The following is a 20,906-nucleotide window of genomic DNA, read 5'->3' as shown; positions in this document are numbered from 1 at the left end:
CCAAAGTCCCATATAGCCCCCTTCAGGGATGGAAAAAGGGCATGGAATCTATTGTACCATACCCTTTTTTATTTATTTTATCAGCCTATAAATAATGTAATGATTAATGCAACGCCAAAACCGGTCAATCCCACAATGGTCTCCATAATAGTCCACGTTTTAAGGGTTGTCTTTTCATCCAGTCCGCACAATGATTTCACAAGCCAGAAGCCGGAATCATTAAAATGGGAGCATACGGTAGATCCACCTGCAATGGCCATGACCAGACATGCCTTGTATAAAGGCGACAAACCGGAGACTGACGGCATGGCAGCTATAATACCGGCAGCCATTGTCATTGCAACTGTTGCAGAGCCTACGGAAACACGAACCGCACATGCAATCAGGAATGCAACTACAATGAGGGGGAAGGAGGACGCTCCGATCACGTTGCCGATAATATTTCCAAGACCGGAATCCTGGAGCATGTAACGGAGAACGCCGCCGCCTGCCGTCACCAGCATAATCATGCCTGTCGGCTCCAGGGATTTTGTCATTACCTTTTCCAGTTCCTCCTTGGTATAGCCGTGACGTGTGCCAAGGAGAAATACTGATGCAATGGTGGCAAGAAGAAGAGCCACAAACGGTGTTCCCAGGAAACTGAATACTGGTCTTAAAAAGTCCACACTGCTGCCTTTTGGAATTACGCCAAGAATGGAATTGACTATAATCAAAATCAGCGGAATCAAAATAATAGTCACTACCGTACCAAAGGAAGGCATCTTATCAATGTCAAATTCCTTTGTTTCCGCATACTGGGCAGGAACCGGCACATCGTAATGGCTGCCACAGTATTTTCCCCAGATTGGGCCTGCCGCCACCATGGCAAAGGCACCGCAGATAATTCCAAGGCCAATTACAATCCCAAGATCAACCTCTAACATGTTGGCAACCAGAACCGGGCCAGGGGTTGGAGGAATAAACGCATGGCCAACCGCCAAACCAGCCAAAAGCGGTATTACATAAAACATGACCGATTTTTTGCAACGCTTGGCAAGGGAAAAAGCAAGGGGAATCAGGATAATCAGTCCTGCATCAAAAAAACACAGGAATGGCAACCACCATGCCCGTAATCCCCAAAGCCCAGGGGGCCCGCTTTTCGCCAAAGGTGCTCATCATGGTGACGGCCACCCGTTCCGCACCTCCTGAGATTTCCAGGATTGCGCCGAACATGGACCCCAGTCCAATAAGCAGCGCAATTCCTTTTAAGGTTTCCCCCATTCCCTTTGTCACTGTGTCAGTAATCAGTTCTGCCGGCATCCCTGCTATTAAGCCGATTGCCAGAGCTGATATTAAAATTGCAATAAATGCCTGAAACTTTGCCTTTGTTATCAAGAATAACAGAATTACCAAACCGCATATTGCGGCAATCACAAGCCTTGTTGGATCAGCTGTAAAAGCATCATTCATAACTTCCCCTCCACTTTATCAGTCCATGTATCCGCCCTTCATCGGAGATACTGCACGTTCACTGAATATTTTCAATACTCCTGACGGGTATTTTGACGGTCTTGGCTGCCATCTTTCCCGCCGTTCCTTAAGAATCTCTTCCATCTCGCTTTCTGTTTTCCGCTGGCCTTTTACGCCCACAATTCCAAGGAAGCGGTTTGGAATATCGATTTGGATCATATCCTCTTCCTCTACCAGGGCAATGGGCCCGCCTTCTGCTGCCTCCGGTGAAACATGGCCGATGGAAGGACCGGTGGAAGCCCCGGAAAAACGCCCGTCTGTAATGAGGGCAATGGTGCGTCCAAGCTCCTTATCCGAGGAGATGGCCTCAGACGTGTAGAACATTTCCGGCATCCCGCTTCCCTTTGGGCCTTCGTACCGGATGAATACAGCATCCCCTGGCTTCACACGGTGATTTAAAACCGCGTCGATGGCTTCTTCCTCGCTGTCAAAAGGACGTGCATTTAACACTGCATGGAACATCTCCTTTGGACATGCAGTATGCTTGATGACCGCACCTTCCGGTGCAAGGTTTCCTTTTAAAATGGCAATTGCACCATCAGTTCCAATTGCTTCCTCAAAAGGCCGGATTATTTCTTCTTTTTTTCACCCCGGCCTTTGCGCAATACTCATCGCATTTGTCATAAAAGCCATTTTGTTTCAGATCTTCAAGATTTTCACCCAGGGTCTTTCCTGTCACTGTCATTACCTCCAAATGGAGTACTGACTTGATCTCTTCCATAATCCTCGGTACTCCGCCTGCATAATAGAAGTACTGGGCCGGCCATTTTCCGGCTGGCCGGATGTCAAGAAGGTAATGGGCACCCCTGTGCAGCCTGTCAAACATTTCAGAGTCTATTTCCAGACCGAATTCATGAGCAATGGCAGGAATGTGTATCAGGGAATTGGTTGAACCTGATATGGCAGCATGGACCATAATGGCATTCTCAAAGGATTCCATGGTAACCATATCTCTTGGCTTAATCCCTTTTGCTGCAAGCTCCATGATCTGATGGCCGGCTCTTGCAGCCATCTCTTTTAGATCCGGGCAGGTTGCCGGCATAAGAGCGGATCCTGGAAGCATAAGGCCAAGAGCCTCTCCCATGACCTGCATGGTTGATGCCGTTCCCATAAAAGAACAGGCCCCGCAGGATGGACAGGCATGCTGTTTATAATATTCCAGCTTTTCCGGCTCCAGTTCACCTCTCTGGCACATGGCGCTGTACTTTCCGATCTGTTCCAGGGTAAGAAGATCCGGACCGGCATCCATAACACCGCCGGTTACCAGAATGGACGGCATATTCACCCGGCCGATTGCCATAAGATGTGCAGGCACTCCTTTATCGCAGCTTGAAATAAATACCCCGCCGTCAAAGGGAGTTGCGCCTGCGTGGATTTCAATCATATTACAGATCGTATCCCTGGATACCAGGGAATAATTGATGCCGTCATGGCCCTGAGCCATTCCATCGCAGATATCTGTTGTAAAATATCTTGCCGCCTTTCCTCCCTTCTCCTTCACTCCATCTACGGTACTGGTCACCAGCTCCAGCAGGTGCGCGCTTCCCGGATGGCTGTCACCAAAGGTACTTTCCACCATGATCTGCATTTTTGAAAGATCTTCGGCCTTCCAGCCCATGCCCATCCGGAGAGGGTCCATTTCCGGAGCCAGCTTTCGAATCTCCTGACTAACCATAACAACGCTCCTTTCACATTCATCTTATATTTGATATTCTAATTATAATAAGTCATCAGATGATTGTCAACTATCCCTTTGGCTCTTGTTATTATTTTCCTCACTTTTACTTCATATTTTTATGCATATCGTCTCATTATTTCTTGTTATTAATTCAAAATCATCTGACCAATGTATTGTCATATACAAAATTCATCTGATTTATTTACACTTGAAGGAATCATGAATTGCGTTTATAATTCAGATAAGACTACTACGAACTGAAAGGAATTCATTATGACCTCATCACGTAAATCTCTTGCCGATACAACAGCCGAAGGAATCATCAAATACATTATTGATAACAAATTAAAGGAAGGCGCACAGCTTCCCAACGAAACCACGCTTTCCTCTCTTATGGGAGTGGGGCGAAGCACCTTGCGGGAAGCCATACGCGCCCTTGTTTCACGCAATATTCTGACGGTTCAGCAGGGATCCGGCATTTACGTCTGCCATAATACAGGCGTGGCTGATGATCCCCTGGGATTCACATTTATTGAAAATAAAGAAAAACTGGTATCTGATCTTTTAGAATTCCGCATGATGATCGAGCCAAGGGTGGCTGCTCTGGCTGCATCAAAGGCAACCCCTGCTCAGGCCGGGGAGCTTCTCCAACTGGCAAACCGGGTGGCGGAATGCTATGACGCAGGAACGTCCCACTCAGAAGCCGATGCCCTCTTCCATGCCAGGATCGCAGAGATCAGCGGAAATGTCATCGTCCCCCAGCTTGAGCCTCTTATCATGCATGCCATTGATATGTTTATTGACATTACCCATTCCGAGTTAAAGGAAGAAACCATAAGAACACATATGGCGATTGTAAATGCCATGGAGAATAACGATGCCATTGCCGCCCAGGATGCCATGACCCTTCATCTCATTTACAACCGGGACCGCCTGCGCAAGGCCCGGGAAAAAAGTACCCCCGGTAATTCTACTCAATAAAAAAGGCATTCCAAAGATCCTTTTTCGACTTTGGAATGCCTTAAATTTTACTATTTTTTTTATAAACAATGCCGGCAGATTATTTCCGCTGCCCCTTCATGGTCTGCTCAATGATGCTGCGCATCGTATCTTCGGAAAGCTGGCCGCTTGCATAACCAAATACATTTCCATCCTTATCAATCATAAACGTGGTCGGATAAGAGAATACTCCATATGCGTCAAATAAATCCCCATTGGTATCCATCAGAACCGGATATGTGTATCCGTTTTCTTCCAGGAATTGTTTAATTCCCGCTTCATCCTTTTCATTTCCATAATTAGGGGCTGCTACTCCCAGAACGATCAGCGCATTATCTCCCTCTGTATCAGCGGTTTCATATATTTTCTGGATGTCCGGCATCTCTGCCCTGCATGGGGGACACCAGGTTGCCCAGAAATTTAAAAAGATCGTCTTTCCTTTATAATCAGAAAGAGAATGTGTATTGCCGTACTGGTCTGTTAAGGTAAAATCAACTGCCGGAAGAAGCTGTTTCGTTTCATCTGTTTCCCCGGTTTTTTCCGGCTCAGATGGGGATTCTTCTTCTGATGCTTCTGCAGCTGTCTCCGGCTCCGGTGCCTCTCTTGATTCTGTGGCCGTTGGAGAAGGAATGGAGGAAAGGTATCCGGTCACCGCATTCATTTTTCCGGTGAACATTAAAATTCCCATAAATACCATGAGAGCTCCCCCGGCTTTTACCCCATATTTTGCAATATTGCCGTGAGATTTAAAAAAATTCAAGCACCGTGGTGGTAAAGAATCCAACTGCCAGAAACGGCAGAACAAATCCCAGTGTATACACTCCGATCAGGACAAACCCCATAGTCTTTGTGGAGGCCGAAGCAGCCATAAGAAGTATACTGGCAAGGGCCGGACCCACACAGGGCGTCCAGGCAAAGCTGAAGGTGAATCCCATTATAAGCGCAGTTAAGGGAGACATGGCCAGGACATCAAGGGAAAATGGCAGCCTGCGTTCCCTTCCCAGCAGATTAGAGGTCCCAAAGGCTCCCAGCTGGTATAAGCCGAATAAAACTACCAGGATTCCACCTGCTCTTGCAAAAAGAAGCTGGTTTGATTTAAAAAAAGCTTCCAAGTGCAGAAAACCCCAGCCCCAGCAGGAAGAATGCAAAGCTGACACCAATAACAAAGCAAACGGTGTGAACCATGACCTTGCTGCGTTTATAATAAATCCGCCCGTCCTCCCCACGGACTCCCGTTCCTCCCGACAGATACCCTATGTAAAGCGGGATGAGGGGAAGCACGCAGGGGGAAAAGAAGCTGATAATCCCCTGTAGAAACACGGTTAAAACAGGAATACTTACGTCAATAGAAAATCCCAAATACGGTACCTCCTTTTAAGCTTGTGCTATTTTTTACTGATTCTTGATAATTTTTGCAAAGATTCTGTACTATTTTCAGTTACAGTTTACAGGTGTAACTATATCATTTCTAAGAAAACGTGTCAAGACAATCATTGCAGAACCAACAAAATAGCATAGATTTCTTCTGTCACATGGTAAGCGCCTGCTTTCCGCAGGCGGAGCACTTTTTAAAGCACCGGTCTAAATTAAATGCCACTCTGGGGAGGTATCCAAAATCCTCCAAGAGAGTGAACAACGGGAAAAAGATTGCCATAGGAGGCAGCATAACCGATACCACCCAGGCCAGAACCCGGTACACGCCGTGAATCAGCACTTCTGATAAAATGACCGGCACACCGGCAGCGTTAGCCAGCCCGAACAGCCAATCCTCCACTTTAAACAACACATTGCTTAACAGCTCAGAGGGATAATTGGCTCCTGTTATGGTAAGCCAGAAGGTTCCAAGGAGGATTAAGAACATAATGGGAAAGCCCGTAGCCTTGCTGGTAAAAAGCTGATCCAGCTTCCGGTCCTTCCGGTCATAGGTCTGGCTTTCATATTCCACTACACCGCTGCATAAATCTTCCGCCTTATTTATGAAAACAGTGGCCATATCATCGCTTACCTGCTCCTGGCTGATCCCGGCTTCCCTCCATTCCTCCCAAATTCCGGCAAGGCAGGCAGCTGCTTCTTCCGACTCTGCAACAGCCTTTCGATATTTCCTTAACGCTTCCATCAGATTCTCATTGGCATCCAGCAGTCTGGCGCACAGCCAGCGGGCCTCTGTCTTTCCCTTAGTCATATTTTCCACTGCAGGAAGGAGCTTTAAAATGGCGTCTTCAATATATTGGGGGTATTGGATGAGAGCTGCTTTCTCCTCATCCTCTTCCTCCTCCTTTTCTTCCATGCAGCGGTTTAAGCCTGTGTAAATCTGATCCAGTCCCTTATTGCTCCTGGCGGCCGTCCCTGCAACCGGGACTCCCAGGCGCTGTTCTAGCAGATCAAGGCGCAAAAGAATCTTCTTCTTTTTCGCCTCATCCATAAGGTTTACACATACCACAACATTTGCCGTGGCCTCCATGATCTGCAGTACCAGATTTAAGTTTCTCTCCAGACATGTGGCGTCACAGACTACCACCACTGCATCCGGGTTTTCAAAGCAAATAAAGTCTCTGGCCACCTCTTCTTCCGTGGAATGGGCCATCAGGGAATAGCAGCCCGGAATATCCACCATAACGTATCCCTGCTGGCCATCGGTGCACCAGCTGGGCATTGGCTACCGTCTTTCCCGGCCAGTTTCCTGTATGCTGATTCATTCCTGTAAGCTGATTAAACACCGTACTCTTGCCTACATTGGGATTTCCGGCCAGCGCAATGACCTTATCCTCTTCCTTCCGCTTTTTGATTTCCAGACCGCAGTCCACAGACTTTATTCCCATTGACTCCCTGCTTAATCCCATACCTTTTCCTCCAGCGAAAGGTTCGCGACTGCCATCTCCTCACCACAATGGCGCTTCGCCCTTTCCTCTCTATTTGACTGCACCAGAACACGGCCTGAGTCCTCGCTTCTGAGGGCGATCACCGCACCGCGTATTAAAAATGCCGTAGGATCCCCTAAAGGCTTCTTCCCAGACATTCCACTGTGGTGCCCTCAATAAGGCCAATATCCTGCAAGCGCCTTCTCATATCATCATAGGCGAAAAGCTTTGCGATCACCGCTTTCTGTCCCCTTTTTAAATCTGTTAAACAAATATTCTCTGACATCCCTTTGCCTCCATTTCCCTATAAAATGTTTCCATATCCTAACATATGCAGAAGATAAAAATCAGGTTCCATTTTATTCACACTGCTTTTGCCCAGGTATCCTGTTTACTGGGTCATGCTTTTAAGTTCTGGTCAATCCCTGCGGCTTAATCCAGGAATAGGGCGGCCCAAAAGCTGATTATCAACTTTTGGGCCGCCCTATTCCTATGGTTCACATCTTATGGATCCTGCTCCATTTCCCTTCGGCCCTTTCTTCTTCCACTTCAATTGACATGCAGCCCCCATCTCTGGAAAAGGTCACATTCCTGATGGGGCAGGGCCCCTTGCTGCTGGCGATCACATGGGCAAATACAATCTCCTGGCCATATGCACGTTCGATCTGGTAATTGATATGGGATACAGAAGGATTATTCGGCCCCATCCCGGCATACAATTCCTTCCCCTGGCTCCAGGTATACACCCGTGTATGGATGCTCCATCCTCATAATCATGGACCGCACTGGTTTGATTTTCTGACAGAACAGCCTTTTTCATGTGATGAAGATAGCTGTATGGCTTCCTGTCAGAAAATTTTTCTATTTCCATTCCCTCAGGCTGTTTGATCCGGTTTCCGGAAAAATGCATGACCCAGTCCACAGGCAGATCCGTTCCTGCTCCCTTAACCTGGAATACTTCCGCAAAATAATGCTCCGCCCATGCAATCTTTCTCACCATTTTCACAGGCCGGTAATTTTCTTCCTTCCACTGTACGATGGTAAAGCTGTCAGGTATTTCATAAGGCATGGTCCAGTCCGCCTCGGCTTCCACATATATGATCCCATCCTTTTCTTCGCAGCGGGTAAGCCTTGCATTTACCGGCGCCTGGTTCTCCCCTCCGATGTTTACCGTATTGTGGGTGCCTGTGTTCTTATAATAATCATAGTGCATGACTGCACCGTATCCTGTGGTTCCAAGATCCGGGGAAATTCTTTTTCCATAGGCAAGGTAGCTGATGCCCAGGCGATCGTAATGGTCATGCTCCCCGCCGTAGCGGTCATGCTTAAACAGCAGGTATCTGCCATCCTTCCCCCTTAAAACAGTGCTTCCTGACTGCCCTTCTTCCACATGATAATTTCCAGGCTCCATACTGCACGCAGGCAGCTCTTTAACCCCATAGATAAACGCCTCCAGATTGTCCCTTTTTTCTTTTTCATAAAGCCGGTTCAGTATAAAAAGAAGCTTTTCCCCTCTTAGCTCCCTGTAAGCAAATTCATATAAATACAGGCTGGAGGATGTATGCCCGTAATTCGTATCATTCAGCATGGGAATGCAGAATCCCGGCTCCACATAGGACACCAGAAGCTCCATCATTGCCTTATAATTGGGATGGGTGATATGGCTGTGAGGCGTATGGAGGGCAAACTTTTCATAGGCAAAGAAGCTTGTAAGAGCATAAAAATGATATCCAAAGGCTCCCTCAAACCACATATGATCAGCAAGCATCCCCTTTTCCAGCTGATACAAGATCCCATAAGGTTCATAAACAGCAAACTGGATATACCTGTCAATCCCGAAGATCAGCCAATGACCGCAATGGCGGAATTAATGATCACTTCATGATTGTGAAGCTGGTTATGCCGGTGTTCCATGAGAAATTCTGCCCCGGGGATGAGCATTTCCCTTCCGATGAACTCCTTCTCCTCTTTTGTCATGTAATCAGACAGCAGATCATAGCTCATGGCAAAGCTTCTGAGGAAATTGGCCTCATCAAGGGTCTGTGCTCCGGCCTTTCCAGGCCCGTTATAAGGAATATTGCCGTGGACCTCATAATCCTTATAATAACCGGAATACTCCATCATCATATCCACGGCTTTTCTGGCATAGGCACTTTCCCCTGTGATCATATGGATCAGTCCCATCTGAAATGCCGCCGTATAATTCCTGCTGTTCATGATCCCCCACCAGGCACTGTCATATGGTTCACCGGAATATACCCGTCCGCATGAGGGGCAGCCATGGTGATGTCTGTCATTCCGGTCAAAGTTAAGCTGCACGGAACAATCCGGGCAGTAATAATAAAGGGACCAGTTGGCAATCCCTGTTTTTGGAACCACAACCGGTTCTGTCATGGTATCCTTTACATCTTCCTTTATACGATTAACGGCTGACCCCTGCCTTTGGAATTTTTCCCTCAAATGCCGGATCTCCTGTTCCGTAAATTGAATCATTTTCCTGACCCTCCTAATATAAATGCTCTTCTTCCACCACTTTTTTTAAATTCTGTAGGAGTACAGCCATAAAACTTCTTAAAGCTGCTGGCAAAATACCTCTGGTTATCATAACCGCATTGGTCTGCCACCTCCTGAATTTTCATGCCTGTTTTCTGCAGCAGCCTCCCGGCCCGTTCCATTCGCTTTCGGATCAGGTATTCACCAAAGCACTCTCCTGCATACTGCTTGAAAATCTGCCTGACATAGCTGGGGCTGAAATGCACCTTGGCAGCCACTGTCTCCAAATCCAGCTCCGTCTTGTGCAGATCGTTTTCAATGATCTGCTTCATCTGCTTCACCACTGCATCCGCCCTGGTTTCTTCTGAATTTTCCCGTACCACCTGACAGCATTTTTCAATATAGGAGGCAAGCATATGGTTCATATCCATCAGGCTTCCGTATGTGATCCGATCCTGCATAAAGGATAGGGGCTCCGTATCTGCCCGGTCATATCCATCCTGCTCCATATCATTCTGAATGGCATAAACCAGTTCCCCCACAGAAACGCTCACATAGTCGTTCTTCCTGTTGGATAAGGAGGCGTAGCACTTCATCAGGCCGGAAAGCCCGGTAAGAGCCTCTGCCTCCTGTCCTGCACGCACAGAAAGCCGGATCTGGTTTTTCCACTCCCTGATCTGGCTGCTGCTGGTTTCCTCCTTACGGCTGCTTTCCTCTCCATAAAACAGGAATCTCTTTTCTGCATCTAAGTTTCCCCGCCACACAGCCATGGCTTCCCGGTAAGAATGGGCCAGCTCTGCCTGACTCCGGTAAGGGCGGCCAAGAGCGCCGTACATCTGAATGTGGTAATATTTCTCCAGGCTCAGGCTGATTTTATCCAGGCTTGCCCCGACCTTTTTAAGGAAATGCTCCTCGTTTTCCCCAGCCCCGCACCAGATGGCTGCCAGCTGGATCCCGTCAAAGCTGACTGCATACAGAGAGATACCGGCTGAAAGATAGCATCCCGTATCAACATCAGAAATTCCTCCACTTGCTCCTGCTTGCCAAAATCCCATGCTCCGCCTTCCATGCGGATTACTCCTGCCGCATAAAACCTGCCTTCCAGTATACAGTCCGGTTCCTTTCCCCATTCCTTCCCCCTTATGAGAGCCTTAAGCGCCTTTTCCCTGGCAAGTCCGGCCCTGCTCATGGCCTGTTCCTTTAACAGGCTCATATTTTGCTGCAGCACCTTCTGACTGTCCAGCTCCTGTATCACCTTTGCTAAAACATCGGTCATTTCCCTGGGAAGAAAGGGTTTTAGCAGATAATCCTTGACTCCAAGTGAAATGGCCTGTTTTGCATAGTCAAATTCATCATAACCGCTTATGACCACATTTTTACTGTAAAGCCCGGCTTCCTGAAGCCTGCGGATCAATTCCAGGCCGTTCATAAAGGGCATGGCTATGTCCGTAATGACGATATCCGGCCTGTTCAACAGCGCTTCCCTAAGCCCTTCCTCTCCGTCGCCTGCCACCGCCACCACATCTACTTCCAGGGCGGAATTTTGGATGTTTCTCACCAGTAAGTCCCTTACATAGTCTTCATCATCTACGATCAATATGCGGTACATCACTCCACCTCCCCTGACATTGCCGGAATCCTAAGAACCGCTTTTGTCCAATGGCCGAAGCTGCTTTCATAATGCAGCCCATATTCTTTTCCATAAAACAGCCGGATCCTTTCATTGACATTGTAAATGCCATAGCCTGCTTCACAGTCTGTTCCGCCCTTTTTTTAAGGTCTCATTGATAAAAGCAAGCTTTTCTTCCGGAATCCCTGCCCCATTGTCCCACACCGAAAGCTCTGTGAACCTTTCTTTGCCGGATTCATTCTCACTGGCAAAATTTTTATGATACCTGCTCCCTGTTTCTCCTTTATGCCGTGATAAATGGAATTTTCAGCCAGGGGCTGCAGAACCAGTTTGATCATCTGGATTTCCAGCCATCTGTCATCCACATGGATTTCATAGCTTAAACGGGAATGATAGCGGATGCTCTGGATTTCCAGATAGCTTGTCACATGTTCCAGCTCTTCCCGGAGAGAGATCACCTCTGCTCCCTTGCTTAAGCTGATCCTGAAAAACTTTCCCAGAGAATTGGAAAGGATGCTGATTTCTTCCGCTCCCTGATCTGCAGCCTGCCAGGTGATGGCATTTAAGGTATTATAGAGAAAATGGGGATTGATCTGAGCCTGCAGGGCCTTTAATTCTGCTTTCCGTTTCTGCCTCTGAACCTCGGCCACATAATCCCTCTCCCGCTTTAACTCCTCAATGGTCTCCTCCTGTTTCCTAACCAGGCTCTGGATCTCTCCGATCATATAGTTAAAGGATTTTGCCAGGCTGCCTACCTCATCCTTGTAGGGGTAGAAAAAGCGGACTCCCAAGTCTCCTTTTTCCACACAGCTCATGCGCTTTTCCAGCCGCCTTAAGGAATCCGTCATCTGATGGGACAACAGCAGAATGACCGCTACCCCAATAAAGAAAACGACCCCCATGATCTCAAAAATCGTGTTTCTTAGAACATTTAAGCTTCCCAGTAAGCTCTGTCTTGATTTCAGCCCATAGATCTGCCAGCCGTTTTCCTTCAGGCGTTCAAAGGTAACCAGATAGGTATCTCCTTCGTACTGGTAGTCACTGGTAATAACATTGCTCCCCTCTTTCCTGACCTCCGACAGCTTCATCAATTCATCAGGATCCATATCAGGAGAACCTATGATTACATTTCCTGTCCTGTCCAGAATGAGTATTTTGTCAAAAAAATTCGTATTTTCCTTCCAAAAGGCGTTCCAGCTCTGTTTTCTTTAACTGGACCACCAGATACTCCTTTCCCACATAGCCCTGAACGCTGAACTGCCATACACAGGGGATGACCTTGTCATTGCCCTGGAAAATCTCATCCTCCCACACAGGAAACCAGCGGATGGCCCCGCTTCCGTCCTCCTCATAGCTTTTATAAAAGGCAGACTCCTTAAAATCAAATTCCCAGTTTCTCATGCGGACAAAATTATCAAAGCTCCCTTTGTCCGTATAAATATAGGTGGAATGAATCAGCCCCTCCCCGGTTTCAAAATCTCTCATGAAATCCGGAATGGTTCCCAGGCTTTCACCAGGTTAATATCATTGGGATTATTGAGATAATCCGAAAGGGTCACCATAAAGGTATAATTGGCCAGCATTCCCTTTGCCCTCTGATTGATGACTCCCAGACGCAGACTCAAGGTGTCCACGATCTGGGCAAGAACATCCTCTGCCCCCACTTTAAAATTCTCTTCAATATCATTGGATGCGTACCTGTAATAAGATAATCCGCTGATGGCGGTAGTAAAGAAAAACATGATCCCGAACAGCCAGATGATTTTGCTGCGGAATCTTAAATTGTTTATAAATTTCTTCATGCTTTCCCACCTTTTCCTGCTCGTCTGCTTTTTTCCAGTATATCACAGGATCTGCCCTTTTTCCTATCCTTTTACCGCACCTGCTGTAAGGCCTGCAATGAACTGGCGGTTGGCAAACAGATAGACAATCAGAATGGGGATGATGGCGATGGAAGCTCCCGCCAGCATGATGTGCCACTCAGCTGCGGCATTGACGGAATATTTTAACTGGACGACCGCCACGGTAAGGGTCTGGAGCTTTGGCATGGAAATCGTCATGATCAGGCTGGTGATATAATCATTCCATGCATTGCGGAAAGAAAAAAGGGCGACTACCGCCAGAATTGGCTTACTTAAGGGCAGAATGACCCGGGAATAAACTCCGTATAAGCTGCAGCCGTCAATGATGGCTGCTTCATCCAGCTCTCTTGGAATCCCTTTTGTAAAGCCCATGACCAGAAAAACATTGGTGGCCTGCCCTCCCGTAAGAGCAACAATAAGAGCAACTATGGACTTATTTAATTTTAATGCCCGCAGTAATTCGTAGATCGGATACAAGGTAACCGATCCTAAGGATACGAACATCATGGACAGGTAAAGAGCCAATAGTACCTTTTTTTCCTGCAAAATCTCTTCTGGCCAGAATGAAACCGGCCAGAGAACAGGTTACCACAGCCAGGAGAGTAACGGAAACGCTGACCACGATGCTGTTGAATGTATATTTTGTAAAATCCGCCTGAACAAAAGCCTGATAGTAATTCTCAAAATGCCATTTCTCCGGAAAAAGCCGCCTCCCTGGGTCAGCTCTGCATTGGTCTTTAAAGATCCCAGCACCGTATAAATAACCGGATAAAGGGTAAATAGAATCATAATACCCAGAAATGCCCATTTCCCGGCAAGAGGAAGCCAGGCGGCTTTTGATATGTGTTTTTCATTCCAGTTCTTCATGCTGCCGCCTCCTTAATAAATATCATCCAGTTTTTTTGGATATTCGCAGATAGCCTACGGTTACAAGGCCTGCGATCACTGCAGATATGACGCTGACCGCAGCACCGTAACCGTATTGGGGAACCGTGGCCTCTGCCGCCGATATGGGGAAGAAATAACGGTACCCGTACAGGGACATGACCATTGTGGCATTGTTTGGGCCTCCCTCGGTCAATACCATCACATTGGTAATGTCATGAAAGGCCGAAGTGATAGCCAGCATAAGAATGATTTTTAATATAGGCCCCAGCATGGGAATGATGATGTACCAGATGGTCTGAAGCCTTCCTGCCCCGTCGATCCTGGCACTTTCTATGGCCTCCCCGGATACCTGCTGGATTCCGGCTATAAAATATACCATATAATTTCCCACGCCGCCCCATACCGCTGTCATGATCAGGGTCTTCATGGCATGATCTTTTCCCAGCCAGTTTATGGGCCTTTGTATCAGGCCAGCCGCCATGAGATACTGGTTTACCTCTCCATTATAGGCGTTGAATAACAGATAAAACACCAGTCCCATGACCGCAGAGCTCATAATGGTAGGTAAAAATATAATGCTCTGGGCCGCACCATTCCCCCGCTTTTGCTGATTTAGGAGAAATGCCAGAAAAAAAGGCCAGAGGTATGATAAAAACCACCTTCCCGAAACCGTAGGTAAAGGTATGGATCACACTTTCCCAATAAACTTTATCCCGGAACACCCGGGCCAGATTCCCTAAGCCCACGAATCTGGGTACTCCTGTTCCATACCCTCCATACTGGTAAAACACGTATTTCAAGGTCCACACCACCGGATAAAGAGAACAGACAGTGAACAAAATTAAGTTGGGCAGCATAAATGAATAGGCCTGCAGGTTTCTTTTCACAGTCTTACTTCTATGCAGGGCTTTTCTGCCATTCCAGTCTTTCATCTGCATACTCCTTTCTTTTCAAAGAAAGAGGGGCCTCGCTGATCTTGCGCCCCTCTTTCTGATATTACTGTAAGGTTGGATTCATCGGGTCATAATTCTCAATCTTTATTTCATGACCGCTTCCGTTTTTCACTGCTTCCTGATACGCTTTATTGTAACGGTCTGTTAAATCCTTTAAGGTAGAGTCAATATCGGCGTCACCATAATAAATGGATTCGCAGGTTTTATACATATCCTCACCTTCCACCACCATGCCAGATGCAAAGGCACTGTGAGGAGGCTTTGGAAGGAGTGCATCAATGTCGCTGATGAGCAGCCACTTTTTATTCTGGAAATCCTCGCCTGGCTTTGCCTTTCCAATAACGCCTGGAAGGATGCTTACGCCAAATCCGCCTTCGTAATATCCGATCAGATAATCCTCATTTGCAAAGATATCCTTATAAACCTTGAAGGCCTTTTCCACGTCAGGGCTCTTGGCATTTAAAACATAGCTTCCTGTACCGGTAAAATACTGCTTTCCTGTAGCTTTTCCGCCCACGGTAGGAATGGGAACGCAGTCCCATTTGGAGGAATCCATGGGAAACTGATTCTGGTATACCCCCGGCTCTGCGTGGCTGTAGGACATATACATGCCGATCTTGCCGGCTGCAAACTGGGTTCTTAAGGGGTCGATATCCAGGGATTCACAGCCAGGAAAGGCACATTCGTCAGACAGCAGTTCCTTCCAAAGCTTTAAGGTATCTGCCCACTGAGAAAAGTCATATTCCCCCTTTGCAAAATCATACCCACGAACCAGTCCGGTTTCTCTCTCCAGGCCAATGCTCATGGAACGCTGCAGGCCGGAGCTGGCACTTTTCATGTTTTCTGCAAACCCATAAATCCCTTCCCTGGACAATTCCGAATTGATTTTTCTGGCATACTCCACCACCTCTTCCAGTGTTTTTGGCGGTTCCGTAATCCCTGCACGTTCAAAGATCTCTTTGTTATAGAAAAGACGGCAGGTGGTTCCGGTGGTCGGGATGAAATACAGCTTTTCATCCAGTTCATTGTAACCGGGATAAATCACGTCCTTAAAGTATTCTTTCATATCAGAATCCATGTAATCATAAAGGTTTGCCCACTGTCCCTCGTTTACATATTTATCAAACATCTGGTCCTGCTGAACCAAAATATCAGGAAGCTCCCCGCTTTGTACCGCCATATCAATGGCCTGTACGTAATTATCTGTATAAAGCTGGTAATTTACCTGAATGTTATCAGTGTTGCCTGCATTGTATTCATCCACCTTTTTCTGAACATAAGTGGCATCATGCCGGTCTTTGGACCAGACTGTAATAACGGTTTTCTCCCCTCTTCCGGACTGAGCCTGTTCCGCTCCTGTCTGAGCAGCCGTCTGCCCGCCTGCTGCCGCTGTTGTGGTATCTGCCTTGGACCCCGAACAGCCGGCAAGGGTTCCTGCCGCCATCAGCGCTGCCATCAGAATGCCGTTTAATCTCTTTAATTTCATCCCTTTAACCTCCCGTGTTTATTTATGGTTTCATTTTACGGAAAAAAAGGTTGTTGTGTAAATGCAATATCTGACAGTCCTATGTTTAAAATCAGTTTATATTTAAATGCCGGTTATCCCGGGGCGGATCAACAGACTTTTCATCCCATTGACAGGGGAGCGGCCTGCTCTTATAATAATGTTATTACAATTGTAAGAACAGGAGAAAGCATATGAATCATCTGCCGCAAATATCCGAAGCAGAGTATGAAGTAATGAAGGTGTTATGGAATGATGCCCCCATCAGTACCAACGAAGTGACGGACAAACTGGAAAAGACCACCAGCTGGAGCCCGAAGACCATCCACACACTCTTAAAAAAGGCTGGTCCAAAAAGGTGCCGCCACCTACCGGAAGGAAGGCCGAGTTTTCGTCTATACACCGCTTGTAGAAAAAAAAGAATACTTAAAAAAAGAAATGATCATTTTTAAACCGCTTTTATAATGGAAAGATCTCCAGCATGGTGACCAGCTATCTAAACAGTGACCGCGTTTCAAGGGAAGACTTAGCAGAGCTTAGAAGCTGCTTTTAAACGGTCAGGAGGAGGAACACTGACAATGCCCGATTCATTTATGACACGCCTTTTTCTTAACAGCATCATCCTGACTATTCTGCCCGCTGCGATCCTGCTGGTCAGGAAATCATTGAAACATCATCTGACAGCAAGAATCCGGTACAATCTGTGGTTTTTGTTTCTGTTTGTGCTGGCTGTACCCTTTCTTCCCTTTTCTGATCTTTTTACCGGATATATTTTCAGGCTGCTGCGGTTTTTGGGCGGCTCCTTTTCGTCTGAAAATGCCAGAACCATGGGAGCTGCCTATAATACTGCGGCATCCACCGAACATTTCCTGCAGGATTTTTCTGTTTCCGTAAACCGTGCAGCCCATCCGGCCCTTCCTTCTGCCTTAACCGGAATCTGGATCACCGGCATGGCATTGATGGCCGGCTTTAGCATTTATTCCTGTTTAAAAATCAGGCAGTTGAAAAAGTCCTCTCTTCCTCTTCAGAATAAAGAGGTACGGGATTTGTTTACAAAATGCAGGGAAGAAGCGGGGATTAAAAAAGAAATTCCTCTCTATAGCAGCGCCTATGTATCCTCTCCCATTGCAGCCGGATTATGGAACCCCTGCATCATTGTTCCCATTCATATGCTTTCCGGGCTTTCCAAAAAAGAAATCCGGTATATCCTTCTCCATGAGCTTTTTCACTGCAAATACAAGGACCTTCTGGTGAACAGGCTTATGGCCCTGGCACAGATCATTTACTGGTTCCATCCTTTTGTCTGGTTTGCTTTCAGCGAAATGCGGAGCGACCGGGAAATTGCCTGCGATTCGTCGGTCCTGTCCCTTCTTGATGCGGACAGCTGCCTGGATTATGGAAACACGCTGATAAATTTTGCTGAAAAGATATCCCTTTTTTCCTATTCCGCAGCCAGAATGGGCGGTACCAGAAAAGAAATAAAAAAGCGCATTTTAAACATTGCCTGTTACCGTAAAGAATCCGGCTGGCATAAGGTGAAGGGCAGGATCCTCTTCACCATGATTGCAGCAGTTGTTTTGGGCTGTACCCCGGTGCTGTCTGCAAATGCCTACACCGGTGCAGGATATGACTTTAAGGAAAAAAAATGTAACCTCCCTGGATTTATCCTCCTATTTCTGCGGATACAATGGAAGCTTCGTCCTGTATGAGTTAAATTCAGGGCAGTACTCCATCTATAACCGGGAAGCCGGAACAAGGAGGGTTTCCCCGAATTCCACTTATAAGATCTACAGTGCCTTAGCCGCCCTGGAAAACGGTCCATAACCCCGGAAGCTCCATGCTTTCCTGGGATGGAACCAATTATCCTTTTGAAGCCTGGAACCAGGATCAGACTCTGGACACTGCCATGGAGCGTTCGGTCAACTGGTATTTCACTTCCCTGGACGAAAAGACCGGCCTTCCCAGGTTAAAACAATACCTGGACACCATAGGCTATGGCAACAGGGACTTATCCGGCGGCCTGGGGCGTTACTGGCTGGAGTCCTCCTTAAAGATCTCACCGGTGGAACAGGTAAAGCTTCTGGCCCGTTTCTGTCAGGATAAGCTTCCATTCCGGCAGGAAAACATAAAGGCGGTAAAAGAAACCTTATTCCTCTCTTCATCCGGTGGTGCCTCCCTGTACGGGAAAACCGGAACCGGAACCGTGGAAGGGGAAAATGTAAACGGCTGGTTCATCGGCTTTGTGGAGACCGGAAAAGAAACCTATGTGTTTGCAGCCAACATTCAGGGAGAGACACTGGCTAACGGCAGCACAGCAGGAAAAATCACATTGGATATTTTAAATGATAAAAAAATCTATACCCAGTCACCATAAAAGGCTGCCGTACCGGCGAAATCATACCGGTACGGCAGCCTTCTTTTTACTGTCCTCCTGAAATATAGGAATTTAATATGGCTTTGTCCTTTCTTACCACATACCCGCTTCCTCCCCGATTTTTACATCCTCTGCCATACTGACCAGAAGAATGGGAGTCTCCAGATTTGGATCCGTTGTAAAGACAGCAAACCAGCCAAGCTCCGTTCACTTGTGTCGCCTTTTGATGCCTTTAACTCAGCCGTTCCTGTCTTTCCTGCAAGCTCTATATCATTTCGGTATGCCGCGTGTCCGGTACCATGCTCGGAGCTGATTACTTTATCAAGAGCGGTCCGGATCCTGTCCGCAATCTCCGGGGAACATGCACCGGGCAGCCAGACTTCAGGCTTTGGCTCCGGTTTGTACTGCAGATACGGCTTTATGACATTTCCATGATTGGCAAACATGGTATAAAGGGACGCTAAGTGTATGGGATTGACTAACATCTGACCCTGTCCGTATCCGCTGTCAGCCAGCTGCACCTCTGTTTCGATCCGTTCCGCATTGGAATATTGTGACTTTGTTACGGATATATCAAAAGGAATCTCCTGATTAAATCCCAGTTTATCCAGACCGGACATGAAATCATCATAGCCGATTTTTAAGGCAGCCTTTGCAAAATAAATGTTATCCGAATAAATAAATGCGTTTTCCAGTATGACAGGACTGTAATCATGAAGGGTGGTAACATAGTAATTTCCCCAGCTTTCATCCTTTCTCCAGCTTAACCCCACATTTCCATAATCCTCGTTGGGATCAATGGCTCCGGTGGTAAGCCCGATGGCTCCGGTTATGGGCTTAAAAGCAGATCCCGGGGCAAATCTCTGGCGGAACCGGTTAAACATGGGTTTTCTCTCGTCATCATTTAGAGAAGCCCATTTTTCTTCAGACATCCCAAGGATAAAATCATTATCATCGTAGGACGGCGTGCTGACAAGGGCCAGAACTTCGCCGGTATAAGGATTCATGGCCACCGTACAGCTCTTATCCTCTTTGAATGTTTGATAAATCTCAGATTGAAGGGTGCTGTCAATGGTGAGAGTAATATCCGATCCGTCTGTCCGCGGCTTTGCTGCCAGGGTTTTCTTAATGGCTCCGCCGGAGTCAGTAATGGTGACTGTCCGTCCATTGGTTCCTTTCAGTTCCTTTTCAAACAATGCTTCCATTCCGCTCCTTCCCATAACACTGTCTGAAAGATAGTCCTCATCCGGATGCTTTTCCAGATCCTCTGCCGTCACATTCTGGACATAGCCCACCAGATGGGCCCCGCTCTCCCCCAGTGGGTAATAGCGCACAGCCGTATCTGTGATCAGGACTCCCGGAACAGCCAGAAGCTCATCCTGGAATTCCTTATTTTTAACATTGTCCTCCCGTGGCTCCATGGAATTTAAATTAAGCTCATCTACCTTTTTAATGGTCTTTAACGGTACAAAGGAATCTTCTTTCACCCACTTGGCAGACAGTTTCTTCCTGATCGCATCCGCAGACATCCCAAGGAGGTTCCCAAGGTTCTCCAGATCTCCTTCCGGATCCCCGCTCATTTTTCCGGGAACAAGGCCTACGGAGGAAGCGGTGCCTTTTCCTGCAAGAAGCAGGCCGTTCCGGTCGAAAACACTTCCTCTCTGGGCCTTATCCGTTGATACCCTCACTTTATCGGTGGGCCCCAGCTCCGGAAAGATCACGCTGTCATCCCATACCATTTCATAGCCTTTTTTCTTTTCCTTCCGGAATTTCACCTGATTGTTAAAGCTGATCTCCCCTGCAATACTGCTTAGGCTCATGCTGTAGCTGACCGCTGCCTCCCCGTCTTTTTCTTCTACCTGACTGATCTGGGCGGTTATTCCCGAGGCCTCAATTCCCTCGTAGATATTTTTATGCCTGTTAATAAAATCCTCTTCGCTGATATTGAAATGGCTCTGCTCATCTAACATCCCATACATGGCCTTATAATCTGCCTTAGAAAGGCATTCCACATATTCCTGGAACAGCGCATCCGGTTTTTTTCCCTGACGCCCCGATTTTCCCCTGAATCCAAAAGAACAGAGCAGCTCCAGCCAGGCCGGCCAGCAAAATAAACAGTGTGCAAACAGTACTGAATAAAAATTTCCTTTTTCTATGC

The 20,906-nt window shown here is 47.2% G+C and carries 24 protein-coding genes and 3 pseudogenes; 4 read left to right on the top strand and 23 right to left on the bottom strand.

The window, feature by feature from the left end; all coding sequences use genetic code 11:
• Positions 1-80: 80 nt before the first annotated feature.
• The 3 genes and pseudogenes from JCM10519_RS11375 to ilvD form a co-directional block, all read right to left on the bottom strand.
• Positions 81-1,097: a gluconate permease gene (locus tag JCM10519_RS11375; RefSeq protein WP_347843902.1), complete on the bottom strand. Its 1,017-nt coding sequence runs from the start codon at positions 1,095-1,097 to the stop codon at positions 81-83.
• The gene (locus JCM10519_RS29085) at positions 1,075-1,449 is read right to left on the bottom strand and encodes a hypothetical protein (RefSeq protein WP_347843901.1); all 375 of its coding nucleotides are present in this window, start codon (positions 1,447-1,449) and stop codon (positions 1,075-1,077) included. Before JCM10519_RS29085 ends, JCM10519_RS11375 begins: the two co-directional genes overlap by 23 nt.
• Positions 1,450-1,467: 18 nt before the next feature.
• Positions 1,468-3,184 (bottom strand): annotated as a pseudogene (gene ilvD / locus JCM10519_RS11370) (dihydroxy-acid dehydratase).
• 276 nt (positions 3,185-3,460) lie between these two features.
• Here ilvD and JCM10519_RS11365 point away from each other — a divergent pair.
• On the top strand, positions 3,461-4,168 hold the full coding sequence (locus JCM10519_RS11365; RefSeq protein ID WP_054739245.1) for an FCD domain-containing protein: 708 nt from the start codon (positions 3,461-3,463) through the stop codon (positions 4,166-4,168).
• Between the two features lie 79 nt (positions 4,169-4,247).
• Here the strand turns inward: JCM10519_RS11365 and JCM10519_RS11360 are convergent.
• From JCM10519_RS11360 to JCM10519_RS11295, 19 genes and pseudogenes are all read right to left on the bottom strand, one after another.
• Positions 4,248-5,545 (bottom strand): annotated as a pseudogene (locus tag JCM10519_RS11360) (cytochrome c biogenesis protein CcdA).
• A gap of 169 nt (positions 5,546-5,714) precedes the next feature.
• Positions 5,715-6,800: a FeoB small GTPase domain-containing protein gene (locus JCM10519_RS11355; protein ID WP_347843900.1), complete on the bottom strand. Its 1,086-nt coding sequence runs from the start codon at positions 6,798-6,800 to the stop codon at positions 5,715-5,717.
• Complete coding sequence (locus JCM10519_RS11350; RefSeq protein WP_054739241.1) at positions 6,721-7,026, bottom strand: FeoB small GTPase domain-containing protein; 306 nt, start codon at positions 7,024-7,026, stop codon at positions 6,721-6,723. Before JCM10519_RS11350 ends, JCM10519_RS11355 begins: the two co-directional genes overlap by 80 nt.
• On the bottom strand, positions 7,017-7,202 hold the full coding sequence (locus JCM10519_RS29080) for a hypothetical protein (protein WP_347843899.1): 186 nt from the start codon (positions 7,200-7,202) through the stop codon (positions 7,017-7,019). Before JCM10519_RS29080 ends, JCM10519_RS11350 begins: the two co-directional genes overlap by 10 nt.
• Positions 7,181-7,330 (bottom strand): ferrous iron transport protein A, encoded by a 150-nt coding sequence (locus JCM10519_RS11345; RefSeq protein WP_347843898.1) that lies wholly within the window; start codon positions 7,328-7,330, stop codon positions 7,181-7,183. Before JCM10519_RS11345 ends, JCM10519_RS29080 begins: the two co-directional genes overlap by 22 nt.
• Positions 7,331-7,541: 211 nt before the next feature.
• A complete protein-coding gene (locus tag JCM10519_RS29075) occupies positions 7,542-7,670 on the bottom strand; it encodes a hypothetical protein (protein WP_347843897.1) in 129 nt (42 codons plus the stop codon).
• The gene (locus tag JCM10519_RS11340) at positions 7,667-8,812 is read right to left on the bottom strand and encodes a heparinase II/III family protein (RefSeq protein ID WP_347843896.1); all 1,146 of its coding nucleotides are present in this window, start codon (positions 8,810-8,812) and stop codon (positions 7,667-7,669) included. Before JCM10519_RS11340 ends, JCM10519_RS29075 begins: the two co-directional genes overlap by 4 nt.
• A 74-nt stretch (positions 8,813-8,886) precedes the next feature.
• The gene (locus tag JCM10519_RS11335; protein ID WP_054739237.1) at positions 8,887-9,537 is read right to left on the bottom strand and encodes a hypothetical protein; all 651 of its coding nucleotides are present in this window, start codon (positions 9,535-9,537) and stop codon (positions 8,887-8,889) included.
• Positions 9,534-9,869 (bottom strand): helix-turn-helix transcriptional regulator, encoded by a 336-nt coding sequence (locus JCM10519_RS29070; RefSeq protein ID WP_347844004.1) that lies wholly within the window; start codon positions 9,867-9,869, stop codon positions 9,534-9,536. The genes JCM10519_RS11335 and JCM10519_RS29070 overlap by 4 nt, the downstream gene beginning before the upstream one ends.
• 530 nt (positions 9,870-10,399) lie before the next feature.
• The gene (locus JCM10519_RS11325) at positions 10,400-11,146 is read right to left on the bottom strand and encodes a response regulator (RefSeq protein ID WP_054739233.1); all 747 of its coding nucleotides are present in this window, start codon (positions 11,144-11,146) and stop codon (positions 10,400-10,402) included.
• Positions 11,121-11,291, bottom strand: coding sequence for a hypothetical protein (locus tag JCM10519_RS29065; protein WP_347843895.1), 171 nt, complete (start codon positions 11,289-11,291; stop codon positions 11,121-11,123). The genes JCM10519_RS11325 and JCM10519_RS29065 overlap by 26 nt, the downstream gene beginning before the upstream one ends.
• A gap of 19 nt (positions 11,292-11,310) precedes the next feature.
• Positions 11,311-12,273: a histidine kinase gene (locus JCM10519_RS11320; RefSeq protein WP_054739231.1), complete on the bottom strand. Its 963-nt coding sequence runs from the start codon at positions 12,271-12,273 to the stop codon at positions 11,311-11,313.
• Positions 12,274-12,325: 52 nt separating this feature from the next.
• Positions 12,326-12,652 carry a hypothetical protein gene (locus JCM10519_RS11315; RefSeq protein ID WP_054739229.1) on the bottom strand — a complete coding sequence of 109 codons (327 nt, stop codon included), beginning with the start codon at positions 12,650-12,652 and terminating at the stop codon, positions 12,326-12,328.
• On the bottom strand, positions 12,649-12,969 hold the full coding sequence (locus JCM10519_RS11310; protein WP_054739227.1) for a hypothetical protein: 321 nt from the start codon (positions 12,967-12,969) through the stop codon (positions 12,649-12,651). Before JCM10519_RS11310 ends, JCM10519_RS11315 begins: the two co-directional genes overlap by 4 nt.
• A gap of 63 nt (positions 12,970-13,032) precedes the next feature.
• Positions 13,033-13,575, bottom strand: a complete 543-nt coding sequence (locus JCM10519_RS29060) for a carbohydrate ABC transporter permease (RefSeq protein WP_347843894.1) — start codon at positions 13,573-13,575, stop codon at positions 13,033-13,035.
• Between the two features lie 39 nt (positions 13,576-13,614).
• Positions 13,615-13,896 carry a hypothetical protein gene (locus JCM10519_RS29055; protein ID WP_347843893.1) on the bottom strand — a complete coding sequence of 94 codons (282 nt, stop codon included), beginning with the start codon at positions 13,894-13,896 and terminating at the stop codon, positions 13,615-13,617.
• A 22-nt stretch (positions 13,897-13,918) separates the two neighbouring features.
• On the bottom strand, positions 13,919-14,494 hold the full coding sequence (locus JCM10519_RS29050) for a sugar ABC transporter permease (protein WP_347844003.1): 576 nt from the start codon (positions 14,492-14,494) through the stop codon (positions 13,919-13,921).
• Positions 14,421-14,849 carry a hypothetical protein gene (locus JCM10519_RS29045; RefSeq protein ID WP_347843892.1) on the bottom strand — a complete coding sequence of 143 codons (429 nt, stop codon included), beginning with the start codon at positions 14,847-14,849 and terminating at the stop codon, positions 14,421-14,423. Before JCM10519_RS29045 ends, JCM10519_RS29050 begins: the two co-directional genes overlap by 74 nt.
• 64 nt (positions 14,850-14,913) lie before the next feature.
• Positions 14,914-16,356, bottom strand: a complete 1,443-nt coding sequence (locus JCM10519_RS11295; protein WP_054739225.1) for an extracellular solute-binding protein — start codon at positions 16,354-16,356, stop codon at positions 14,914-14,916.
• Positions 16,357-16,568: 212 nt separating this feature from the next.
• Between JCM10519_RS11295 and JCM10519_RS11290 the strand changes: the two are divergent.
• The 3 genes and pseudogenes from JCM10519_RS11290 to JCM10519_RS11280 all read left to right on the top strand — a co-directional run bounded on the left by JCM10519_RS11290 (position 16,569) and on the right by JCM10519_RS11280 (position 18,748).
• Positions 16,569-16,927: pseudogene (locus tag JCM10519_RS11290) on the top strand (BlaI/MecI/CopY family transcriptional regulator).
• A gap of 25 nt (positions 16,928-16,952) precedes the next feature.
• Entirely contained in the window at positions 16,953-18,083 is a 1,131-nt protein-coding gene (locus JCM10519_RS11285; RefSeq protein ID WP_054739223.1) for a M56 family metallopeptidase, read from the top strand.
• A gap of 128 nt (positions 18,084-18,211) precedes the next feature.
• Entirely contained in the window at positions 18,212-18,748 is a 537-nt protein-coding gene (locus tag JCM10519_RS11280) for a class D beta-lactamase (RefSeq protein WP_054739220.1), read from the top strand.
• A 122-nt stretch (positions 18,749-18,870) separates the two neighbouring features.
• Here JCM10519_RS11280 and JCM10519_RS11275 read toward each other — a convergent pair whose 3' ends face one another.
• Positions 18,871-20,760, bottom strand: a complete 1,890-nt coding sequence (locus tag JCM10519_RS11275; protein WP_347843891.1) for a penicillin-binding transpeptidase domain-containing protein — start codon at positions 20,758-20,760, stop codon at positions 18,871-18,873.
• Between the last annotated feature and the right edge of the window lie 146 nt (positions 20,761-20,906).

Source organism: Clostridium sp. NkU-1, assembly GCA_001312405.1.
This window is presented reverse-complemented; position numbering and strand designations above follow the sequence as displayed.

What these genes read in the sequence shown, in the direction of transcription:
- JCM10519_RS11295 (WP_054739225.1), bottom strand. Translation starts at nt 16,356, where the DNA reads ATGAAATTAAAGAGATTAAACGGCATTCTGATGGCAGCGCTGATGGCG.
- JCM10519_RS11325 (WP_054739233.1), bottom strand. Translation starts at nt 11,146, where the DNA reads ATGTACCGCATATTGATCGTAGATGATGAAGACTATGTAAGGGACTTA.
- JCM10519_RS11350 (WP_054739241.1), bottom strand. Translation starts at nt 7,026, where the DNA reads ATGGGATTAAGCAGGGAGTCAATGGGAATAAAGTCTGTGGACTGCGGT.
- JCM10519_RS11345 (WP_347843898.1), bottom strand. Translation starts at nt 7,330, where the DNA reads ATGTCAGAGAATATTTGTTTAACAGATTTAAAAAGGGGACAGAAAGCG.
- JCM10519_RS11335 (WP_054739237.1), bottom strand. Translation starts at nt 9,537, where the DNA reads ATGATTCAATTTACGGAACAGGAGATCCGGCATTTGAGGGAAAAATTC.
- JCM10519_RS29085 (WP_347843901.1), bottom strand. Translation starts at nt 1,449, where the DNA reads ATGAATGATGCTTTTACAGCTGATCCAACAAGGCTTGTGATTGCCGCA.
- JCM10519_RS11285 (WP_054739223.1), top strand. Translation starts at nt 16,953, where the DNA reads ATGCCCGATTCATTTATGACACGCCTTTTTCTTAACAGCATCATCCTG.
- JCM10519_RS11310 (WP_054739227.1), bottom strand. Translation starts at nt 12,969, where the DNA reads ATGAAGAAATTTATAAACAATTTAAGATTCCGCAGCAAAATCATCTGG.
- JCM10519_RS29070 (WP_347844004.1), bottom strand. Translation starts at nt 9,869, where the DNA reads ATGAAGCAGATCATTGAAAACGATCTGCACAAGACGGAGCTGGATTTG.
- JCM10519_RS11315 (WP_054739229.1), bottom strand. Translation starts at nt 12,652, where the DNA reads ATGAGAGATTTTGAAACCGGGGAGGGGCTGATTCATTCCACCTATATT.
- JCM10519_RS29045 (WP_347843892.1), bottom strand. Translation starts at nt 14,849, where the DNA reads ATGAAAGACTGGAATGGCAGAAAAGCCCTGCATAGAAGTAAGACTGTG.
- JCM10519_RS11365 (WP_054739245.1), top strand. Translation starts at nt 3,461, where the DNA reads ATGACCTCATCACGTAAATCTCTTGCCGATACAACAGCCGAAGGAATC.
- JCM10519_RS29055 (WP_347843893.1), bottom strand. Translation starts at nt 13,896, where the DNA reads ATGAAGAACTGGAATGAAAAACACATATCAAAAGCCGCCTGGCTTCCT.
- JCM10519_RS11340 (WP_347843896.1), bottom strand. Translation starts at nt 8,812, where the DNA reads ATGCTTGCTGATCATATGTGGTTTGAGGGAGCCTTTGGATATCATTTT.
- JCM10519_RS11280 (WP_054739220.1), top strand. Translation starts at nt 18,212, where the DNA reads ATGCTTTCCTGGGATGGAACCAATTATCCTTTTGAAGCCTGGAACCAG.
- JCM10519_RS29080 (WP_347843899.1), bottom strand. Translation starts at nt 7,202, where the DNA reads ATGTCTGGGAAGAAGCCTTTAGGGGATCCTACGGCATTTTTAATACGC.
- JCM10519_RS11355 (WP_347843900.1), bottom strand. Translation starts at nt 6,800, where the DNA reads ATGGTGGATATTCCGGGCTGCTATTCCCTGATGGCCCATTCCACGGAA.
- JCM10519_RS11320 (WP_054739231.1), bottom strand. Translation starts at nt 12,273, where the DNA reads ATGGATCCTGATGAATTGATGAAGCTGTCGGAGGTCAGGAAAGAGGGG.